This is a genomic window from Pseudomonas sp. JZ114 (assembly GCF_051027705.1).
GTDB lineage: Bacteria > Pseudomonadota > Gammaproteobacteria > Pseudomonadales > Pseudomonadaceae > Chryseomonas > Chryseomonas luteola.
In genome coordinates, this window is sequence record NZ_CP069256.1 from 2,298,350 (window position 1) to 2,319,338 (window position 20,989).

General features: G+C 54.5%; 18 protein-coding genes and 2 pseudogenes. 8 read left to right on the forward strand and 12 right to left on the reverse strand.

Annotated features, from left to right (window positions below; translation table 11 throughout):
• Positions 1-150 precede the first annotated feature (150 nt).
• The 4 genes from JQR90_RS10605 to edd form a co-directional block, all read right to left on the reverse strand.
• Positions 151-1,608: an ATP-binding protein gene (locus tag JQR90_RS10605; protein ID WP_010798448.1), complete on the reverse strand. Its 1,458-nt coding sequence runs from the start codon at positions 1,606-1,608 to the stop codon at positions 151-153.
• Complete coding sequence (locus JQR90_RS10610; RefSeq protein ID WP_010798449.1) at positions 1,583-2,320, reverse strand: response regulator; 738 nt, start codon at positions 2,318-2,320, stop codon at positions 1,583-1,585. The genes JQR90_RS10605 and JQR90_RS10610 overlap by 26 nt, the downstream gene beginning before the upstream one ends.
• Positions 2,321-2,406: 86 nt before the next feature.
• On the reverse strand, positions 2,407-3,375 hold the full coding sequence (locus JQR90_RS10615; protein WP_010798450.1) for a glucokinase: 969 nt from the start codon (positions 3,373-3,375) through the stop codon (positions 2,407-2,409).
• The gene (edd, locus tag JQR90_RS10620; protein WP_010798451.1) at positions 3,372-5,198 is read right to left on the reverse strand and encodes a phosphogluconate dehydratase; all 1,827 of its coding nucleotides are present in this window, start codon (positions 5,196-5,198) and stop codon (positions 3,372-3,374) included. The genes JQR90_RS10615 and edd overlap by 4 nt, the downstream gene beginning before the upstream one ends.
• A gap of 135 nt (positions 5,199-5,333) precedes the next feature.
• Between edd and gap the strand changes: the two genes are divergently transcribed.
• Entirely contained in the window at positions 5,334-6,338 is a 1,005-nt protein-coding gene (gap, locus tag JQR90_RS10625; RefSeq protein ID WP_010798452.1) for a type I glyceraldehyde-3-phosphate dehydrogenase, read from the forward strand.
• Positions 6,339-6,406: 68 nt separating this feature from the next.
• Here gap and scpB read toward each other — a convergent pair whose 3' ends face one another.
• The gene (scpB, locus tag JQR90_RS10630) at positions 6,407-7,168 is read right to left on the reverse strand and encodes an SMC-Scp complex subunit ScpB (RefSeq protein ID WP_037030289.1); all 762 of its coding nucleotides are present in this window, start codon (positions 7,166-7,168) and stop codon (positions 6,407-6,409) included.
• 152 nt (positions 7,169-7,320) lie between these two features.
• On the opposite strand from scpB, the gene JQR90_RS10635 reads away from it, so the two are divergent.
• From JQR90_RS10635 to JQR90_RS10645, 3 genes are all read left to right on the forward strand, one after another.
• Positions 7,321-8,340 carry a GlxA family transcriptional regulator gene (locus JQR90_RS10635; protein WP_010798454.1) on the forward strand — a complete coding sequence of 340 codons (1,020 nt, stop codon included), beginning with the start codon at positions 7,321-7,323 and terminating at the stop codon, positions 8,338-8,340.
• Entirely contained in the window at positions 8,333-8,566 is a 234-nt protein-coding gene (locus JQR90_RS10640) for a DUF1272 domain-containing protein (protein WP_073450718.1), read from the forward strand. The genes JQR90_RS10635 and JQR90_RS10640 overlap by 8 nt, the downstream gene beginning before the upstream one ends.
• Positions 8,567-9,126: 560 nt before the next feature.
• Positions 9,127-9,501, forward strand: coding sequence for an XdhC family protein (locus JQR90_RS10645; RefSeq protein ID WP_010798455.1), 375 nt, complete (start codon positions 9,127-9,129; stop codon positions 9,499-9,501).
• Here the strand turns inward: JQR90_RS10645 and JQR90_RS10650 are convergent.
• Positions 9,487-10,340 (reverse strand): IS5 family transposase gene (locus JQR90_RS10650; protein ID WP_125913069.1). Its coding sequence is split into 2 segments (ribosomal slippage): positions 9,487-9,992 and positions 9,992-10,340, totalling 855 coding nucleotides; the frame shifts between segments, so codons are not numbered across the junction. The genes JQR90_RS10645 and JQR90_RS10650 overlap by 15 nt on opposite strands.
• Before the next feature lie 53 nt (positions 10,341-10,393).
• Between JQR90_RS10650 and xdhC the strand changes: the two are divergent.
• Together xdhC and guaD are read left to right on the forward strand one after the other, a co-directional pair.
• Positions 10,394-10,873: pseudogene (gene xdhC, locus JQR90_RS10655) on the forward strand (xanthine dehydrogenase accessory protein XdhC); the annotation flags it as partial.
• Positions 10,874-10,980: 107 nt separating this feature from the next.
• Entirely contained in the window at positions 10,981-12,279 is a 1,299-nt protein-coding gene (gene guaD, locus JQR90_RS10660) for a guanine deaminase (protein ID WP_010798459.1), read from the forward strand.
• Positions 12,280-12,332: 53 nt separating this feature from the next.
• Here the strand turns inward: guaD and fdhE are convergent, their stop codons facing one another.
• The 4 genes from fdhE to fdnG are packed head-to-tail and all read right to left on the reverse strand — an operon-like array spanning position 12,333 to position 17,977.
• On the reverse strand, positions 12,333-13,223 hold the full coding sequence (fdhE, locus tag JQR90_RS10665) for a formate dehydrogenase accessory protein FdhE (protein WP_037030969.1): 891 nt from the start codon (positions 13,221-13,223) through the stop codon (positions 12,333-12,335).
• Positions 13,224-13,267: 44 nt separating this feature from the next.
• A complete protein-coding gene (locus tag JQR90_RS10670; protein ID WP_010798461.1) occupies positions 13,268-13,978 on the reverse strand; it encodes a formate dehydrogenase subunit gamma in 711 nt (236 codons plus the stop codon).
• Positions 13,975-14,895 (reverse strand): formate dehydrogenase subunit beta, encoded by a 921-nt coding sequence (gene fdxH / locus JQR90_RS10675; protein WP_010798462.1) that lies wholly within the window; start codon positions 14,893-14,895, stop codon positions 13,975-13,977. The genes JQR90_RS10670 and fdxH overlap by 4 nt, the downstream gene beginning before the upstream one ends.
• Before the next feature lie 13 nt (positions 14,896-14,908).
• Positions 14,909-17,977 carry a formate dehydrogenase-N subunit alpha gene (fdnG, locus tag JQR90_RS10680; RefSeq protein ID WP_139272289.1) on the reverse strand — a complete coding sequence of 1,023 codons (3,069 nt, stop codon included), beginning with the start codon at positions 17,975-17,977 and terminating at the stop codon, positions 14,909-14,911.
• Positions 17,978-18,369: 392 nt separating this feature from the next.
• Between fdnG and JQR90_RS10685 the strand changes: the two genes are divergently transcribed.
• Entirely contained in the window at positions 18,370-18,633 is a 264-nt protein-coding gene (locus JQR90_RS10685; RefSeq protein ID WP_073450716.1) for an ureidoglycolate lyase, read from the forward strand.
• 214 nt (positions 18,634-18,847) lie between these two features.
• A pseudogene (locus JQR90_RS10690) lies at positions 18,848-19,087 on the forward strand (urate hydroxylase PuuD); the annotation flags it as partial.
• Between the two features lie 5 nt (positions 19,088-19,092).
• On the opposite strand, the gene rarD reads toward JQR90_RS10690, so the two are convergent.
• Both rarD and JQR90_RS10700 read right to left on the reverse strand, forming a co-directional pair.
• Positions 19,093-19,998 (reverse strand): EamA family transporter RarD, encoded by a 906-nt coding sequence (gene rarD, locus JQR90_RS10695; protein ID WP_010798466.1) that lies wholly within the window; start codon positions 19,996-19,998, stop codon positions 19,093-19,095.
• A complete protein-coding gene (locus tag JQR90_RS10700; protein WP_010798467.1) occupies positions 19,995-20,852 on the reverse strand; it encodes a carboxylate/amino acid/amine transporter in 858 nt (285 codons plus the stop codon). The genes rarD and JQR90_RS10700 overlap by 4 nt, the downstream gene beginning before the upstream one ends.
• Between the last annotated feature and the right edge of the window lie 137 nt (positions 20,853-20,989).

Here is a 20,989-nt window from a genome sequence, read left to right on the forward strand (position 1 = left end):
ACCTTGTTGTTTTTATAAATCTGATCGGAGTCTAGCCAGCCCTTGGCCAGCGTGGGTAACGAAGGGAATCATTAATGTCACAATGCCGTTACATTAGGCGGCTTTTGTAGATATCGATCACAATTTGACGCCACTCGTTTCAGGACGCCTCTAGCGCGGCAACGTCAGCGTGACCCGCAGGCCCCCTTCCCGACGATTGCGCAAGACCACCTCCCCCCCATGGGCATGGGCTAAATTACGCGCAATCCCGAGCCCCAATCCGTATCCCTGCTGTTGACCTGTCAAGCGGACATGCGGTTCGAAAACCTGCTCTAAATCCTTTTCTGGCACCCCTGGGCCTTCATCATCGACATGCAGCATAAATACCTTGCCATCATCCTCCACCGTCAAATGCGCCCGATTACCGTACTTCAGCGCGTTGTCGAGTACATTGCCGATACAGCGCTTCAAGGCCAGCGGCTTGCCGGAATATAGAGCCACCGCTTTACCTTGCAACGTCGCTCGAGGCTGCTCACCGACCTGGTAAGGCTCGACGATATTGCTCAGCAGGAGATTGAGGTTTACCGACTCGATATTTTCATGAATATCGGTGTCCTTGACGCATTGCAGTGCTCCCTTGACTAGCAGATCCAGTTCGTCGAGGTCTCGATTGAAGCGCGCCTGCAATGCCTCATCCTCCAGTAACTCGGCGCGGAGCCGCAGCCGGGTGATAGGGGTCCGCAGATCATGGGAAATCGCACTGAAAAGCTGGCCCCGCTCGGCCAGGTATCGACTGATACGATCACGCATGGTGTTGAAGGCGCGTGTGACTTCCTGAATTTCACTCGCCCCGACTTCAGGAAGGGGTTGAACCTGTGCCTCCAGCGAAAGCTCACGTGCCTCTTGCGACAAACGTTTAAGCGGCCGGCTCTGCCAGTGGATGAGCAGGCCGATGAACAAGAGTAGAAAAGCGCTGCTGAACAGGATGAACCAAGCCTGCTGCAGAGGCAGGAAGGGCTCATCCAGGGTGAGATAAGGGGCTGGCATCAGTGTCCCGATGTAGACCCACTCCTCCGGACCTATTCGTATCTGGGTGACCAGAATGGGCGGATCTAGTGGTTCAAAGCTGAGAACGTAGTGCGCCCAGGAGCGCGGCAACTCATCCAGGGAAAGATTGCCATTGAACAGGCGCAGGTGCTTGGGGCTGACAAACTCCACATACATCGGCATCCCATTGCCGAGACGCTCCCGCAAGACTGACTCCACAGCATGAAGTACCGCCTGCTTGCCAGGCGAATCGGGCAGCGGCTCCATGATCAAGGGCTTTTCATTAAGCGATACGAAAAACCGTGTACCGCCCATATTACGCAACTGCTCCAGCACTACCGGACGATACGCCGGTGGTAGCAGACTGAAATAACGCACGCTGGCCGCAATGGAGTAACCAAGGCTGCGCGAAGCGTTCAGCAGACCTTCCATTCGGCTGGCACGCAAGTGCGATATCCAGAAGAGGCTGGAAACGCCCTGGGCCAGCAGAACCGCCAGCAGCGTAAGCAACAGCATTCTTCCCAACAATGAGTGCGGTACCAGCCGCTGGAGTGCCTTAAAAAACATCAGCGGTCGGGCCATGCACCTGCGCCGCCAGAAGGTAGCCACTGCCGCGTACCGTGCGAATCAGTCGAGGCGATTTCCCGGTGTCACGCAGCCGTTGACGCAAGCGGCTGACGGCCATGTCCACGATGCGGTCAAGCGGCATGACTTCACGCCCCCGCGTCGCGTTGGCAATCGTGTCACGGTCAAGTATTTGCTGGGGATGATCTAGAAACAGTTTGAGCAGAGTGAAATCAGCGCCGGACAGAATGACCTCTTCTCCGTCCTGGTGGAACAGCCTGTGCGTGACAGTATCAAGACGCCATTCATCAAACACCAATGTGTGTCCCGACTTGGCGTCACCAAAACCTGCGCGCCGGAGAAGCGCTTTGATCCGCGCCTGTAATTCCCGCGGACTGAATGGTTTTCCAATGTAATCGTCAGCGCCCAATTCAAGGCCAATCACACGATCTGCCTCATCGGAGCTGGCGGTCAGCATGATGATAGGTACTTGAGAGATGGAACCACTCAGCGCCCTGACCCAACGGCAAAGACTGAAGCCGTCCTCACCCGGCAGCATGACATCCAGTATCAGAAGATCAGCCGGCTCGGCTTTAAGCGCAGTACGAAATCCGTAGCCGTCTGCCACAGCCCGAACGCTAAATCCGGCACGGCTCAGATAAGCCTCAAGAAGCTCACGAATGTCCTGATCGTCATCGACCAGCAGGATGGATTTACCCATCGGCGTCATAGCGTTGTCCCTTGTCTTTTTTATTATTGCCCTGGTGTCGAAGCATGCACGACACCAGGGGGAACGCCAAGAGGTGAAACGCGGTATTACTGACCGTTCAGGCTTTGCTGCAAGGCAACCCCTGCGCCAAACAGGCCAGGGTATTCGGCGGTGACCAGCCAGGCAGGAATATCCTGCAGGTAGGCACTGCTCGTCTTACCCTTGTCCGCAAACGCCTTGGCAAAGGCGCCGTTCTGGAAGCGCTCGACAAATCGCGGCAGAATTCCACCGGCGATATAAACGCCACCCAACGCACCTAAGGTCAGCGCAGCATTACCTGCCACACGGCCCAGCCATACGAAGAACTGCTCCAGCACCTCGTCGGCATAGGCGTCACCGGACAGCGCCATTTCACAGATCTCGGCAGCGGTCACGCATTTCTCTTCGCGGCCATCCAGCTCACAGCTGGCCTTGTAGAGATTCACCAGGCCATTGCCGGAAATAATACGCTCCGCCGACACGTGGTTACCAAACTGGCGCTTCAGGATCTTCCAGATTTCGAACTCACGTGGCGTGCCGATCGGCAAGTCAACGTGACCGCCTTCGCTGGAAAGTACCATCCAGCGGTCATCCCCGATCGGCAGCAGACCGGCCACACCCAGGCCAGTCCCCGGCCCAATGATCAGACGTGCCCGATTGGCATGCGCCGCTCCCTCACGGACCTGAACGCAATGCGCTTTGTCCAGCTTGGCTACAGCCCAGGCCATTGAACTGAAGTCATTGATCAGAAGCAGGTGAGTCAGACCAAGCTCAGCGCAGAAACGCTCGCGGCTGATAACCCAGTGATTATTGGTAAAACGGAAGTCACCCTCGCCTACCGGCCCCGCGCAGGCGAGACATACGGAGTGGATATCGTCAAGAGCGACACCGGTACGCTTGAGGTATTCACGCACAGCATCTTCGGGACGCTCGAAATCGGCACACGCCATCACCTCGATCGCATCAAGCTGCTGGTCACGCCACAATGCGAAACGGGCATTCGTGCCCCCGATATCCCCTACCAAAGCCAAATTCATTTCAGCGCCTCCAGGCTGGATGTAAATGCACTCGCACCCTTTTCGGCGGTGCTCATTGCTTGCCGCATGAACGCAAAGAGTTCACGTCCCGTTCCAATTCCCATGCCTTGCGGGGGCGCCACCTGCTCCCGAGCATTCCACTCGGCAGGATCAACCACCACGATCAACTCTCCGGTTTGTCCATTGACACGCACCAGATCACCGTCACGTACTTTCGACAACGGACCGCCATCGGTTGCCTCAGGGCATACATGGATAGCCGCTGGCACCTTGCCGGATGCTCCAGACATACGTCCATCAGTCACCAGAGCGACCTTAAAGCCTCGATCCTGCAACACGCCCAGGTAAGGCGTCAGCTTATGTAACTCCGGCATACCAAGGGCCTTGGGTCCTTGAAAGCGGACCACCGCTACAAAATCGCGGTCCAGCTCACCCGCCTTGAAGGCATTAGCAAGCTCGGCTTGATCAGCAAATACTCTAGCAGGCGCTTCTACGATCTGGTGATCAGGCGCTACGGCAGATACCTTCATGACCCCACGGCCAAGGTTGCCATCCATCACACGCAAACCACCTTCAGGGCGGAACGGGCGCTCGACCGGACGCAGGATTTCTTCATCCAAGCTCGCCACAGGTCCTTCACGCCATGTCAATGTGCCATTCTCCAAGAATGGCTCCTGCAAGTAACGACGTAATCCATGACCCATGACGGTGTTCACATCTTCATGCAGCAAACCGGCATCCAAAAGGGTGCGAATCAGGAAATTGGTGCCACCAGCCGCATGAAAATGGTTCACATCCGCCTTGCCGTTGGGGTAAACCTGCGCCAGCGTTGGAACGACAGCCGACAGATCCGCCATATCCTGCCAGGTTAGTTCGATACCAGCCGCCTGTGCGATGGCGGGAATATGCAGGGTATGGTTGGTAGAACCACCGGTTGCATGCAAGGCCACGACCGAGTTGATAATGGCTTTTTCGTCAACGATCTCACCCAGCGGGATGAAATTACCGCTTTGCTGCGTGATACGTGTCACCTGACGCGCCGCTTCACGGGTCAGCTCGTCACGCAGAGGCGTATACGGATTCACGAAGGACGAGCCCGGCAGGTGCAGTCCCATCACTTCCATAACGACCTGATTGGTATTGGCTGTACCGTAGAAGGTGCAGGTGCCGGGACTATGGTAGGACTTCATTTCGGACTCAAGCAGCTCCTCGCGGGTTGCCTTACCCTCCGCAAAAAGCTGACGCACTCGCGCCTTTTCCTTGTTGGAAATGCCCGAAGGCATTGGACCACCTGGCACAAAAACGAATGGCAGATGACCAAAACGTAGAGAGCCAATCATCAGGCCAGGAATGATCTTGTCGCAGATGCCCAAGCACAATGCGGCATCGAACATATTGTGGGACAGTGCCACAGCGGTGGACATTGCGATGACTTCACGGCTCAGCAAGCTGAGTTCCATACCCGCTTCGCCCTGGGTTACGCCGTCACACATGGCTGGCACTCCACCGGCGAACTGACCAACGGAGCCTATTTCGCGCAGGGCATCTTTGATGATCTGGGGGAAATGTTCGTAAGGCTGGTGCGCAGACAACATGTCGTTGTAAGACGAAACGATAGCGACGTTAACCTCATCCATAAGGCGCAGACGTTGCTTGTCCGCAGGACCGCACCCGGCTACGCCGTGGGCAAAGTTGGCGCATTGCAGCTTGGCACGCTGAGGGCCTTCGCTCGCAGCTGCCCGGATCATTTCAAGGTAGCGCGTACGCGTAGGGCGGCTACGCTCAATGAGACGCTGTGTAACTTCAAGGACGCGAGGATGCATGGTTCCGATTCTCCAGGCAGGCGAAAAATTTGTTGTTTTTAAAACAAATTTGATCTGAGTGGCTATTATTCCTCTCAAAATACGCGATAGTGTAATTGTTTTTACAACAAATCCTGCCAGAACGAGGTTTCAAATATGAGCATTCGTATTGCTATCAATGGTTTCGGGCGTATCGGCCGTAATGTTCTTCGTGCGCTTTACTCCGGAAATTATCGTCAGCATATGCAGGTTGTCGCCATCAATGACTTGGGTGACGCGTCCATTAATGCCCATCTCCTGGAATTCGACAGCGTGCATGATCGTTTCAATGCTGAGATTTCCGTTGATGAGAACAGCCTGACCGTGAATGGCGACCGTATTGCGGTATCCGCCATCCGAAATCCGGCAGAGCTTCCCTGGAAAGACCTGAATGTTGACGTGGTGTTCGAATGCACCGGTCTGTTCACCAGCCGCAGCAAGGCGGCGGCTCACCTGGACGCAGGTGCTTCCAAGGTCATTATCTCCGCACCTGGTAAGGAGGTTGACGCCACAATTGTTTATGGTGTGAATGACAATATCCTGCGTCAGTCCCACCAGATCATTTCCAATGCGTCCTGCACAACCAACTGTCTGGCCCCGGTCGCTCAGGTCCTGAACCGTGAGTTGGGTATCGAGCATGGTCTGATGACCACAATCCATGCCTATACCAATGACCAGAACCTGTCGGATGTCTATCATTCCGACCCCTTCCGTGCCCGCTCGGCTACTCAGTCGATGATTCCAACCAAGACCGGTGCGGCTGAAGCCGTGGGTCTGGTGCTGCCAGAGCTGGTCGGTAAGTTCAGCGGCATGGCTGTACGTGTGCCGACTATCAACGTGTCGCTGGTCGACCTGACAATTCAGGTTTCCAAGACAGCAGATGCCAAGACAATCAATGCCTTCATGAAAGCGGCCAGCGAAGCCTCGCCGGTATTGGGTTATAACGACCGTCCACTGGTGTCGATCGACTTCAACCATAACCCGCTGTCCTCAATCTTCGATGCCAACCACACCAAGGTCACCGGCAATTTGGTGAAGGTCATGGCTTGGTACGACAACGAGTGGGGATTCTCCAACCGTATGCTCGATACCTGTCAGGCACTGGTAAACGCTCCGGCGTAACACAGAACCTGACACAGACGAATCGGCCGGATCATCTCCGGCCGATTTTCATTATAGCGGCTATTGCCTCATTGCTCTTCCCGATCCTCTCCCATCGGATCGATGGCCTCTTCCAGACGCAGATCGTTAAAGTCGATCTTGAGTCCGGTCTCCATGACATCCAGCTCCGCCAGTAATGTCCGAAAACTGGTCTCCTCTGCCGGCTTGGCTGTTGTTTCGGCAGGCTCCGGTGACATGACTGACACATCTTCTGCTGCCAGCGCGTGATCGTCGAGAACAGGTTCTGGATCGAACTCCATCTCCCGAATAGCGGCCAGCGTTGGCAACTCATCCAGGCTTTTCAGGTTGAAATAATCCAGAAACGCTCTGGTAGTGGCAAACATGGCCGGGCGGCCCGGCACATCACGATAGCCAACCACGCGAATCCATTCGCGCTCAAGCAATGTCTTGACGATCTGGCTGTTGACTGCAACACCACGCACCTCTTCGATTTCACCACGGGTGATTGGCTGCCGGTAGGCAATCAGCGCCAAGGTTTCCAGAAGCGCTCGCGAATAACGTGGCGGACGCTCATCCCAAAGACGACCGACCCAGGTTGAATACCGCTCCTTGACCTGCAAGCGATAACCGCTGGCCACTTCCTTGAGCTCAAAACCACGCTTCTTGCACGAGCCGGCCAGCACAGCGAGTCCATCGCGTAACTGCTTGGGCTCGGGCCGCTCATAGTCATCGAAGAGTTCCGCGAGGCGTTCCAGCGTCAGCGGTTTACCCGCAGCCAGCAGTATTGCTTCGAGCAAAGGCGCAAGTTCTTTAGGGTCAGAAACATTCATGGAGCGCATCTTAAATAGGTTGTTGCCAGAGCAGAAGCCACCCTGAAGAATTTCCGATGATCTTATCCTGATGTCCATATTTGTGTGGCACTTGTCATTGCAGACAGACACAGCGCGCAGCACACTTGATTGATCAGTCCTGAGTATGAACCATGAGTGCCGTCCGCATTGTTGCCAGCCTTCTCTATCCAGACGTAATGAGCCTAGATGTAACCGGGCCATTGCAGGTTTTTGCGTCTGCCAATGTTGAACGGCAGCGACAAGGGCTGCCTCCGGCTTATCAGATAAGTCTTCTGGCTAATCAGCCCGGCCCAATCATGACCTCATCTGGCATTCAGATCGTGGCGGATCAATCCTGGCGTGACATGCCTGCGGAGCAGCTCGATACCCTACTGATTCCTGGCGGTATTGGCGTCGAGCAGCAATGTCGACATACCGAACTGCTGGACTGGCTGCAACAGAGCCAGCCTCGCCTGCGTCGCCTGGGGTCCGTTTGCTCCGGCGCCCTAATCCTGGCTGAGGCAGGACTGCTGAAGGGCCGACGCGCCACGACACACTGGGCTGACCTGGAAGCGTTGCAGCGTTACACCGCTATACAAGTCGAGGGAGACCGCTTACATACCTACGATCCTGGCGGGCAGGACGGTTATGCCGATGTCTTTACTTCCGCCGGTGTTACGGCAGGCATTGACCTTGCGCTGGCCCTGATTGAAGCGGACTTGGATCGACCTACAGCATTAAGCGTAGCGCGCAGACTCGTCATGTTTTTACGTCGTCCCGGTGGTCAGGCACAGTTCAGCGCCTGTCTTTCGCCGGAGCCCAGCCGAACTCCTCGTTTGGCCGCATTGTTGGACTGGATACCCGCGCACTTGGGGGAAGATCTTTCCATCGAGCGTCTGGCAGAGCAGGTCAACATGACGCCTCGCACCTTGTCGCGTGCATTTGGCAGGGAGTTGGGCATCACTCCGGGACGCTATGTAGAACAGGTTCGCCTGGAGACCGCCAGAGCACTTCTACATGATGCACAAGCCTCAATCAGCACCGTTGCTCGCCTCTGTGGCTTCGGCCACCCGGAAAGCCTTCGCCGGACGTTTCAGAAACATTTGTCAGTCAGCCCGCAGGCGTATAGCGCCCGATTCGGTGACCCCATACGAGGACTTGATCATGCTTGAGCTACGCCCTAACTGTGAATGCTGTGATCAAGACCTACCACCTGACACAAGCGACGCATTCATTTGCTCTTTCGAGTGCACATTCTGCAAGACATGCGCCTTGAGTCACCTGCATGGCTGCTGCCCCAACTGTGGAGGTGAGCTGGTCAGAAGACCGGTTAGACCGGCACAAAAACTAGAGCGCTTTCCTGCCAGCCTGAACAGAAAGATACAGCCCTGCCGATAACCATGCAGGCTTTCTGATGGACACGCTCTTAAGATCCATACCTAGTACATCAACGCTATCGCCGCCTCAAGCGGAGCGGATTTGAGCGGCAAGGTAGCGCAGAACGCAGCATTCAGGATTCGCCAGCGCTTGGTTGAATTTGCGGCTCGCACTATGGTGCCCGCGAAGAAAATGTTGCCTTCACTAACGGCTATGTAGCATATGGGAACAGCAGCCGGCCTTCGAAAAGTTGATCCGCAGGGGCTATATCGGTCAGATATCTCTCGAAATTCCTACAATAACGGATACCCCCCTGATTTCCGCATCAAGCCGGTGGAAGATCGAGCCCGAGGGCAACCGTATCTCACTCCTACGCCGTAGGCGAGCCGCCCTTCATACGAGGCATTGCTGTCTGGTACAAATTAAAGGACGCCGTTGCCAGCCTAGCGGATTACCGGATTCACCCAAATGTTGATGCCCTCCCCACTCGAGTATGTACTGTAGGACATGAAACTGACGAAACGCCTGGAGCAGGCCGAGGCCTGCACCACGGCAAACCCCGCCACTGAGCAGGTAAGTGCATGAAAGAAAAGACGGGCTGGTTAGCCGAGCTGGCCACTTTTGAATCCCAGGGCATTCCGTGCGTGTTGGTCACCGTTGTTGAAGAGAAAGGCTCAACGCCGCGTACTACAGGGACAAAAATGATAGTCACTGCCGATAGTTTACGTCTGACGATTGGCAGCGGTCACCTCAAGTACAAGGCCATCGAGATTGCGCGGCAGATGCTCAAGGAAGGAATACGCGAGCCGCGCATCGAACGGTTTACGCTGGGTGAAAGTCAGGAACCATGCGGCACGGAAGCCACAGAATTGCTGTTTGACCCCATGGGCCAGCACACGGTGCACGTCGCCGTGTTTGGTAATGGACATGTGGCGCGTGCCCTAGGGTTTGTCTGAAAAGTCGGCACGCATGCATCGTTCGATACAGGCCAGCGTTACCATGGCCTTGAAGCTGCTAGCCAGCTTGTCAAAGCGAGTACAGAGCCGACGCTTTTCCTTTAACCAACTGAACAGCCGCTCGATCACGTTACGCTGTTGATACTTAGGCCTATCAAACAGGCGAGGCAGACCTGGCAGGGACTTGCGGTGCATCGTGCGCTGGGCAATCACCGGCTGCATACCGAAGCGGTCGCAATAGCGGCGCACCCCTTCACTATCGTAGCCCTTGTCCGCGATCACTGTCCGGCAACGCTTGCGTGGTCTGCCCTGAGAGCCAGGAAGACGCACCTGATCCAGTAACGGAATAAAGTTGCGCGAATCGGCCTGCTGACCAGGCGAGAGGGTAAAGCTCAGCGGATAACCATTGGTATCGCAAAGCAGGTGAATCTTGGTACCTAACCCACCCCGGCTGCGTCCCAAGCAATGATCTACAGGTTCGTCCGGGCCCCTTTTTTTCCGCCTCCTGCCGCGGCACGGGTAGTTCGAATGGTCGTAGAGTCCACCATCCAGGTATCCAGATCGATAAAGCCATCTTGGCGAAGCTGCAGATGCAGACGAGTCAATACGTGCTCAAACGTTCCGTCGTCCCGCCATTGGCGAAAACGCTGATAGACCGTTTTCCAAGGGCCATAGCGTTCGGGTAGATCACGCCGTTTAGCGCCGGAGCAAAGGATCCAGAAGATACCATTGAGCATCTGTCGATCATCCCGGCGAGGACGGCCCATGGTCTGGGGAGGAGAAACGATGTCTTCAATCAATGCCCAGCGCTGACTCGAAAGCTCGTAGCGACCTGTCATGTCTGCCTCCGCTTGCCACAACGGCATTAGGCTAACAAACGCGACTTTTCAGACAAACCCTAGTACCACTACTAGCCAGCCTGCCATGCGAGATACGCTGGATCGACTCACGTGTTCGGGAGTTTCCAGACACTCTTCCTAGGGGAGTTACCAAAATCGTCACGGACGAACCTCTGGATGAAGTAGACGCCATGCCAGGCGGCACCTACTTTATCGTCATGACGCATAATCATCCGTTAGACCTTGAGCTGACCGAGCGCATCCTGACCCGTAACGATTTTGGCTATTACGGACTGATAGGCTCTAAAACCAAGTGGGTGAAGTTTCAGCATCACCTTGCAGCCAAGGGTTTTACAACCGAACAGATCGGTCGCGTACGTTGCCCTCTGGGAATCCCGCAGATTAAAGGTAAACTTCCTGCGGAAATTGCGATCTCTGTAGCGGGAGAAGTTATCGCGACCTATAGCGCACAGGCTACGCTACAAGAAGCCTCTCCACTGCGTCTCGTTCAGCCGACACATAACCATTCCTAATAATGTCGCGCGGGTTTGAATTGTCGACCTTGCAGTGGTTGATCGTGCGCGACAGGTTGCATGCTTGACCTGTCTACCGTTAACACACTGGATGATTAAGAAGGGATATGACTACTCAAGCCTACCGTGCCGCTCTGCTCCACTGCGTTGCCGATCCGAATGATGTCGGCATTGAGGCTGCCTGTGAGTTCGTTGAAGACGGATTGCTGGTCGTAACTGATGGTCGCATCGATGCAATGGGAAACGCAGCCACGCTGTTGCCCGTACTGCCCGAAGGAACCGAGGTCATTGAGCACCCGGATGCGCTGATTACACCAGGCTTTATCGACACGCACATCCATTACCCACAGACAGGAATCATCGCGTCCTATGGCGAGCAGTTGCTGGACTGGTTAAACAACTACACCTTCCCGGCCGAGGGAGCGTTTGCTGACTCAGCCAAAGCGGCGGAAGTCGCCGATATTTTCCTCAAGGAGCTGTTACGTAACGGCACCACAACTGCTCTGGTGTTTGGCACTGTACACAAGCAGTCTGTAGAGGCATTCTTCGAAGCGGCTGAAAAGCTCAATTTGCGCATGATCGCCGGCAAGGTCCTGATGGATCGAAATGCTCCCGACTTTCTGGTAGATACGCCAGAGTCCGGCTATGCAGACAGCAAGGAGCTGATCGAGCGCTGGCATGGCAAAGGCCGCCTGCACTATGCCGTGACACCGCGCTTTGCACCAACGAGCACGCCAGAGCAGCTAACGCTTGCAGGCCAGTTGCTTGGGGAATATCCGGATATCTACCTGCACACGCACCTTTCCGAAAACATCAAGGAGATCGAATGGGTAAAGTCGCTTTTCCCCGAGCGCAGCGGTTATCTTGATGTCTACGATCATTATCAGCTGCTAGGTAAACGATCGGTGTTTGCACACGGTGTACACCTTTGCGATGAAGAATGTGCCCGCTTGAGTGAGACTGGATCAGCCGTAGCCTTCTGCCCTACTTCGAATCTGTTCCTGGGTAGCGGCCTTTTCAAACTGCCACAACTTGAGCAGTATAAGGTGAACGTTGGCCTGGGCACGGACGTTGGTGCCGGCACAAGTTTCTCGATGCTGCAGACGGTCAACGAGGCGTACAAGGTTATGCAGTTGCAAGGCAAAAAACTGCACCCGTTCAAGGCCTTTTACCTTGCTACGCTAGGCGGAGCTCGTGCATTACGCCTGGAGGATAGGATTGGTAGCTTCGCTCAGGGTAACGACGCAGACTTCGTGGTGCTCGACTACCACGCAACACCTCTGCTGAGTTATCGCCTGAAGCAGGCCAAGTCGCTGGAAGAAAAACTGTTTGCCTTGATGATGCTGGGTGATGATCGAACCGTTAAGGAAACCTACGCCATGGGCGTGAAGGTTCATCAGCGCTAAGGCGCCAATGAAAAGGCCGGCTAGAAAGCAGGCCTTTTGTTAAGGGCAAATAGTTATTCACCTACGATCAGCAGCGGGTTGAATCCGCTTCGATCAAATTGCCCTTCTTCTGCAAGCTTCATATCCAGCATCAGGCTAGCCAGATCATCCGCCATTGGTTCCGCTCCCAAATTGAACTCTTTGGTTACAATCTTGAGATAGCTGTTGCAGTCGCTACATGTTTCCGCCTGCGCAGCCACCGGCACTTTGCCTTGCTCATCTTCGAGGCTCAGGTACTTCACCGTACGGCCTTCCCCGCACACGCTGCACTTGCTGCGCTCCAGATGCCATTCAGTCGAACACAGACCACAGTGCAAGTAGCGTACGCCACTGCGGTCTCGATCAGCATGAATGATACTGGCAACAGGAGCCGACCCGCAGCATGGACAAATCGTTCGTGCATTACCGGATGGCCTTCTGGGTGGCGAAGATAGACACTGCGTAAGACGAACCCAGGCGATCTGCAATGCTGCCGAGATAAAAGGAAGCAAGGCACGATGCTCTACAGGGCCTGGACGGCCATCCAGAATATCGTCCGCTAGTGCTTCCCTTGTCTCATGGTCCAGATGACGCAGTGCAGTCAAAAGCTCACGCTGCTTATCGGCCACGTGGAGCTCAAGCGTATCAAGCAATGCGTTCAGCTCAGCCTGCCAATCAATGTCACGACGCAGAGCATTGATTCCAAGCGGCGGCATACCATGCTCCAGCGCCAGCGTGAAAGCGCTTGGATCAGGTAGCCAACTGGCTTCATGCTCGTTCAAGACAATGTCCTGCGCCTTGACGAGCTGCGACATGAACAGCAAGAACCCGCTGAGCGGCTCGACTTTCTCAGAAAGCTCCTTGAGCCGTCGCGCCCGCATGGCAAATACCTGCTTTTTAGGCAGTACAACGGGAGCCGGATCCATGATCCCCGTCGGCGAGGTCCCATATTGGTGAGTGGCAGTGGCTGTCACGGCGTCCCCTTCGTTGGCATATGATGCTCATTGACCGCACCCGAACGCGAGCCGGTTCTTTCCTTTTCTTTGCGCTCCTGCTCCACAATATCATCGTACCAGAGGCGATGATGATGCTTGGCCCAGGCACGGCTAACCCGTCCCTGCGTCATCGCTCGGAAGGAGCCTTTCACCCAGATCGCCGAGTAGACGTGAATGATCAGCGTGATGATCGCAACAAAGGCGACATAGGCGTGTACCAGACTGGAGAGTCGCAACCATTCACGCGGAAAATATTCCGCGAAATAAGGCCGCCAGATAACGATACCCGAGATCAACAGCAACGGCACACTCATGACCATTAGCCAGTACACCAGCTTCTGACCGGGATTGTTGATGCCGATCGGTGGCGCCAGTTCGTCCCGGTTACTGAGTACATCACCAATGTGCTTCATCCACTCGATATCATGACGCTTGAACAAGTTGACCTTGAAAAAGCGTATGGCCATGACCACGAAACAGAGTGCCATGATCACCCCGATAAAGGGGTGAACCATGCGCGTCATTGTCGGACCGCCAAACAGGGCGGTCAGGTCAAAAAAGAAGGGGTGAAAGAACGCCAGACCGCTGAGCACCAGACATACGAATGTAATCGCGATGACCCAATGGTTCAGACGGCTAAACGTGCTGTACCGCAGAATGCCTTTCTCGCTGCTTGAAGGGGTCATTTGCGATCCTCCTCTAGGGCCTCGTGACGAATCTCCTCATCCGGCGTGTCTTCCGGCTCCTCCTTGGGGCCCTTCATCACGTAGTGCGCAAAGCCTGCCAGGGCAGTCAAACCAATCATCGCGGACATGATGGGCTTGGTAATGCCCTTCCACAGCCCTACCAGCGGACTGATCTGCGGATCGCTCGGCAGATTACTATAGAGCTCTGGTTTGTCGGCATGCTGCAACACATACATGACATGGGTACCGCCCACACCCGGTGGATCGTACAGACCAGCATTGGCGTAACCACGATCATTGAGCTGGCCTACCCGCATCAAGGCATGCTCGGTCATGTCCTCCTTGGTACCAAACATGATCGCGCCAGTTGGGCAGGTTTTAACGCAGGCAGGCTCTAGGCCGTGATAGACACGGTCCGAGCACAATGTGCATTTATAGGCCTTTTGATCCTTCTTGGAGATACGCGGAATATTGAATGGGCAGCCTGATACGCAGTAACCACAACCGATGCAATGCTCGGAGTTGAAGTCCACGATGCCGTTGGCGTATTGCACAATCGCCCCGGGTGCCGGACAGGCCTTCATGCAACCAGGCTCTGCACAGTGCATGCAGTTGTCCTTACGGATCAACCACTCCAGATTGCCCTGCTCGTTCACATACTCATTGAATCGCATGACCTGGAAGGTAGTAGGGCTAAGGTCTGCCGGATTATTGTAGCTACCATCGCAATGACCGATCTCATCACGCAGATCGTTCCACTCCGAACACGCTACCTGACAAGCCTTACACCCGATGCACCGGGAAACGTCGATCAGCTTGGCGACCTTCTCCACCCCACCGTCACGTGTGTGCGGCGAGGCTTCGGTGGTCGCGGACCGGGCGACGATGTTTTGAAAGTTGACTTGATCGCCTCTCATGATTATCGCGTCCTCATACCTTCTCGACGTTCACTAGGAACGACTTGAACTCAGGCGTCTGCGTGTTGGCATCGCCCACCACTGGAGTCAGGGTATTGGTCAGGAAACCTTTCCTGGCCACGCCTTTGAAGCCCCAGTGAATAGGAATACCGATCTGGTGCACCGTGCGTCCCTCCACTTGAAGCTTATGGATACGCTTGGTAACCACCGCAATGGCACGGATGAAGCCACGTTTTGACGTAACCTTTACCGTATCACCAGCCTTGATACCGAGTTCACCTGCCAGATCTTCGCCAATCTCCACAAACTTCTCCGGCTGCGCGATGGCATTGAGTCGTGCATGAGTCGTCCAGAAGTGGAAATGCTCAGTAATCCGGTAAGTTGTCGCGGCGTAAGGGAAGTCCTTGCTGGTGCCCAATTGCTCACGATCTTTTACAAAGATACGGGCAGCAGGGTTGTTCTTGGCTGCAGGGTTATCAGGATGCATCGGGTTGTAATCGAGCGGCGACTCGAAAGGCTCATAATGCTCAGGGAACGGCCCCTCCGCCATCATGCTGCCACCAAAGAAATGCGCAACGCCTTCCTGGTTGAGAATGAACGGACTGGCACCAGCCTCCGGCGGCGATGTCCACGGGAAGTCCGGAATATCCGGTCCTGCCCATCGCTCACCATTCCACCAGATCAATCGCTTTTCAGGTGCCCAAGAGGTCCCATCAGGACGCGCGCTTGCACGGTTATACAAAATGCGTCGATTGAGAGGCCACGACCAGGCCCATCCCAACGTAATACCGACATTGTAAGGATCAGCGTTATCGCGTCTATCCATCATATTGCCGGCACGAGTCCAGCAGCCAGAGTAAATCCAGCAGCCACAGGCTGTACGACCATCATCCGTCAGATAACCAAAGTCATCCAGCAGATCGCCCTTCTTATGGGTAATAGTCTTGCCATCAGCGCTCGGCAGATCAGCCAACGCGCGACCGTTGTACTCCTGAGCAATATCCTCTGGATTAGGCTCCTCGGGATTGCTATAGGGCCAGGTCAGATTAAGGATTGGATCAGGAAACGCTCCACCTTCGTCACGGTACATCTGCTGCAGGCGATGGAAAATACCTGCCATGATGGCCACATCCGGACGTGATTCACCAGGTGGTGGTGCCGCACGCCAGTGCCACTGCAACCAACGACAGCTGTTGACGATGGAGCCATTTTCTTCGGCGAAACAGGTCGTGGGTAGACGGAAGACTTCAGTCTGAATCTTTGACGAGTCTACATCATTGTACTCGCCATGGTTTTTCCAGAACTCGGTCGTCTCGATATCCAGAGGATCCATGACTACTAGGAACTTGAGCTTGGAGAGTGCTTCCACGTTCTTGTTCTTGTTCGGGAACGAAGCCAGGAAGTTGAAGCCTTGCGCCAGGTAGCCTGTTATCTCGCCATTGTGCATACGCTCAAGGGTATGCATAACGTCATACAACGGTTCTGTGAGCTTGGGCAGCCAGTCATAACACCAGTTGTTTTCTGCCGTGGCTGCATCGCCATACCATGACTTCATAAGGCTGACATGGAAGCGCTTGAAGTATTTCCAATAAGACACCTGCCCTGGACGTAACGGCTGCTTGGCACGCCGCTCGATATAACCGTCAAAATCCTGCTCTTCATGAGAAGGCAGACGGATATAGCCAGGAAGCTGGTTTGAGAGCAGACCCAAATCGGTCAGGCCCTGAATGTTGGAGTGCCCACGCAAGGCATTAACCCCACCACCCAGCATGCCGATGTTACCCAGGAGTAACTGCACCATACTGCCGGCACGAATCATCTGCGCGCCAACAGAATGCTGTGTCCAACCCAGCGCGTAGAGAATGGTCATGGTTTTGTCTTCGGCAGCCGTCTCGGCAATCATGTCCCAGACTTTCTGGACTTGATCACGTGGCATACCGCAGACGCTTTCAACCTTCTCGATGGTGTAGCGGCTGTAGTGCTTACGCATCAGCTGATAAACGCAGCGGGGATGCTGTAGGGTTGGGTCTTCCTTCACCATACCCTTTTCATCGAACTCGTAACTCCAGCTCGACTTGTCATAAGCACGGATATCGTCCTGCTTATAGCCGGAGAACAAGCCATCATGAAAGTCGAAATCCTCTTTTACGATGATTGCGACGTCTGTATAGGCCTTGACGTACTCATGGTTGATCTTGTCAGTGGTCAACAAATAGTTGATCAGACCACCCAACCACACGATGTCAGTGCCTGTCCGAATGGAGGCATGGTAATCCGCCACGGCGCCCGTACGGGTGAAGCGCGGATCGATTGAAATGAGTTTGGCGTTGTTCTTTTCCTTTGCCTCGATTACCCAGCGAAAGCCTACAGGATGCGCCTCAGCCGAGTTGCCGCCCATGGAAAGGATCAGATTGGCATTGCGGATATCAGTCCAAGAATTCGTCATCGCACCGCGACCGTAAGTTGGGGCAAGACCTGCCACCGTCGGTCCGTGTCAAACGCGTGCTTGGTTATCCATTACAACAACACCAAGACTCCGTGCGATTTTCTGCGTAAGGTAAGCCGTCTCATTCGAGGTAGCAGACGCTGCGAGAAAGCCTGTTGTAGTCCAGTGGTTGACCAGATGACCATGCTGATCACGGGTCACAAAATTCTTGTCCCGGTCATCCTTCAAATGACGCGCAATGCGGTCCAACGCCTCATTCCAGCTGATGCGTTTCCATTCGTTGGAACCCGGTTCGCGAACGGAGGGATGAGAAAGGCGAGATTCACTCTTGACGAAGTCGAGTGCGCCAGCACCACGAGGACACAGGGAGCCGCGACTGACCGGATGATCCGGATCGCCCTCAATGTGGTAAATATCCTCAACGGTATTGATGCTGTTATCGCCTCGGCTATAAATCAGCATGCCGCATCCTACGGAACAGTAGGTGCAGGTGTTTCGAGTTACCTTGGCTGCAGCAAGTTTGAAATAACGGATGGACGCCATAGCAGGTTCAGGCGCAAAGCCCAACATTGCCATACTCGACGTTGCCACCCCGGTCGCGCTTAATTTTAAGAAGTTTCTTCGCGATACACGGATCGACATGGGGGTTACTCCAGGCACAACTTTCACGGATCAACCCTTCGGCCCCAAGATATTCGCAATTGTTCCCCAAAAAGTTCCAATACCTTACGAAAGGTTACAAAGGATAAATATATAAATAGGCATGTCTTGGCTCTCTACTGTACGCGTTGCGCTGCTAAAAGGACTGTCTGCTGCCCGGTACACGTTGTGTTCCATTGCTGTTTACCTATGCCGACAATGCGCCAGATCGGTATCCACACAGTACAACGCCGGAGCGATATCGGCACTTGGAGAGCCGTGCGCAGTGTGCAGTACATGGGCTGTTAATCGCCCCATGACCAGCCTCTTGAAATGGCATTGAATCAGGCAATGCGTGATGAGCCAGAGCAAACTAGGAAGCCAGCCGTTTGTCCCGCTCAGACAAGCCTTTTCTGATCGTAGTCACGTCTGCGGGTGATACGCCTGGTCCTGACCCTATTAGGACCTTCCTTACCAACGAAGAGCAAGGCATCAGTTGTCACCAAGGAGTCTTGCATTACTCTATGCGAGCACTCTTGGATATCGAAGACTTTCCAATTGTTGACCAAAGCGGCACAGCCAATCGACAACCCGCGACTGGCCGTCATCAGGTCCACATACCGCTTGGTTATACTGATAGCTTTAGCCAGTGATCGCGACATGCAAAAACTCAGATGGATGCTGTTTGGCTCAGGGCTAACCCTGGTAGTGCTGGGCCTCTTCCTGTGGTTTGACAATGAGCAGATGTCTCCATTGATACAATCCACTAACACGCCCTCACCTATCAAAAATCCAGGCAGCCTTTACGCCACTGTACAATCGCAACAGAGGTTACCTACCGCTACAGGTGAGTTCGCTCAGGTAGAAGGCATCATTCACGAACGCTGTACGGTCTGTCATTCCAGTCAACCCACCAGCCCCTTGTTTAGTGAGGCATCGGCTGCGGTTCTATTGGATACGCCTGATCAGATCCGGCAAATGGCCCCGCGAATCAAGCAGCAAGCCATAGATTCCAATGCCATGCCTTTAGGCAATGTCACGCAGATGACCCAGTCCGAGCGAGACCTCATAGGACGCTGGATTTCAACGCTTAATGGCGGCCGCTGAAGCTATCAGACATTTTCCAGCCCTCGACGCAACTGCTTCTTAAGCAAACGGGCACTGTCCAGGCAAACAAGCAGTACGGCAATCCAGATCGGTCCGTATGTCCAGAGTTGGGAAGAGACAAATGCTTCGTCCAGCAGCAGGATCGCGACAAACACAAGCAGGGCCGGCTCGATGTAGCTTAGGATACCAAACAGTCCCATTGGCAACAGTCGGCTTGCAGCCATCATGGCGCCAAAGGCCACCGCGCTTAACAAGCCAAGCCCCGGTAGAAGGATCCACAAGCTCGGCGCCACCTGCAGAGCCGAGGCAGGACTAAAGAAATAGAGCAGCACGATAGCCAAAGGCGCCATGCACAGCATTTCTAGAATAAAGCCGGACAGCGCATCAATTTTCATCCAGCGCCGCAACATGAAATAAGGTGGATAACCCAGAGCCGACACCAGCGTAACCCAGGAAAACGCCCCGGTAGCCCACCACTCATGAATGACGCCGATCAAGGCGAAGACTACAGCGACCCGATATAACGGTCTCATCTCTTCGCCGTAAAACATGCGGCCGACTATGACCATCACCAGAGGCAACAGGAAATAGCCCAGTGTTATATCCAGGGTATGCCCTGTCATCGTTGCCCAGACAAATACCCCCCATTGCGACCCAACCAGTAAGGTGCTGCCTATTAGAGCCAAAATCAGCCGAGGCTCACGAAGCAATCGAGCAAGCGCCTGTCGCAGCATGGCGCCCTGTCGTGTCAGTACCAGAAGCAGCAATACCATGGGAATCGACCAGAGAATGCGTTGCGTCAGCACCTGAACACCGTCCAATGGCTCCAGATAATTGAAGTACACCGGCATCACAGCGAACAGTACAGAAGAAAGCACCGACAGCGCCATACCCCGGCCAGATAGAGTCATGCGAATGCCCTGCGTCCCAAACGATTAATCATCAAAGAGGCCACGATAACCCCACCACCCAATAGCAACCGAACAAGATCCACATCTCGATTCCAGATAAGGATATTCACGATTAGACCGGCAGGTACATGCAGTTCGTTCAAAATTGCCAGTGTTCCGCCGTTGACCCGGGTTGAGCCGATCGTCCACCAGTACATGCCCAGCGCCGTGGCAAACAGTCCCATCCAGATCAGTACGCCCCACTGTACGGCTGTTTGGGGCATACGCTCCAGGTTGCCAAACAATAGAAATGACGGCAGCGCAATCAGTAAGGCGCCTAGGAAAAAGTATCCAAAACGGTGATACAGCGGGATATCCGAGGGATGACGCTGTACCAGGTACTTACACAATACCTGTCCTGCCGCGAAGGTCAGATTGGCCAGCTGCAACAACAGAAATCCTGACAGATACTCACCTTCGAACCGCTCCAAGCGAATCACGACGGCCCCTAGAACCGCCACCACAGCGGCGACCAATGACCACGGATTGAAGCGGCGACACACCACATCATCCAAAAGCGTCACATAAATAGGCGTCAGTACGGTAAAAAGGAGTACTTCCGGTACCGTCAGAACTGCAAAGCTTCGGTATAGGCACAGGTATGTAATGCCGAATTGAAAGGCACCCGCCACCATCAAGCCTGCAATGAAGCGCGGCGCAACACCTCGCCACTGAGTAAACGGCAGAAACACAGCGGCGGCCAGCAATACTCTGATCAATACAGCAAAATCACTGTCGACCTTACCGGCCAGGTATTCCCCTATCAAGCTGAAGGAAAACGCCCAAAGTACAGTGACAGACAACAGATACGGCATAACGACCACTCAGCAAAAGGTGCGCGACAGTACCGCGCTTTTTAGCATCAGAAAAGTCTTCACCTCTTGATACCGAATCCACGAGACCCCAGGAATAACCAATGCCCAGACGAAAAAAAGCCTCCCGAAGGAGGCTC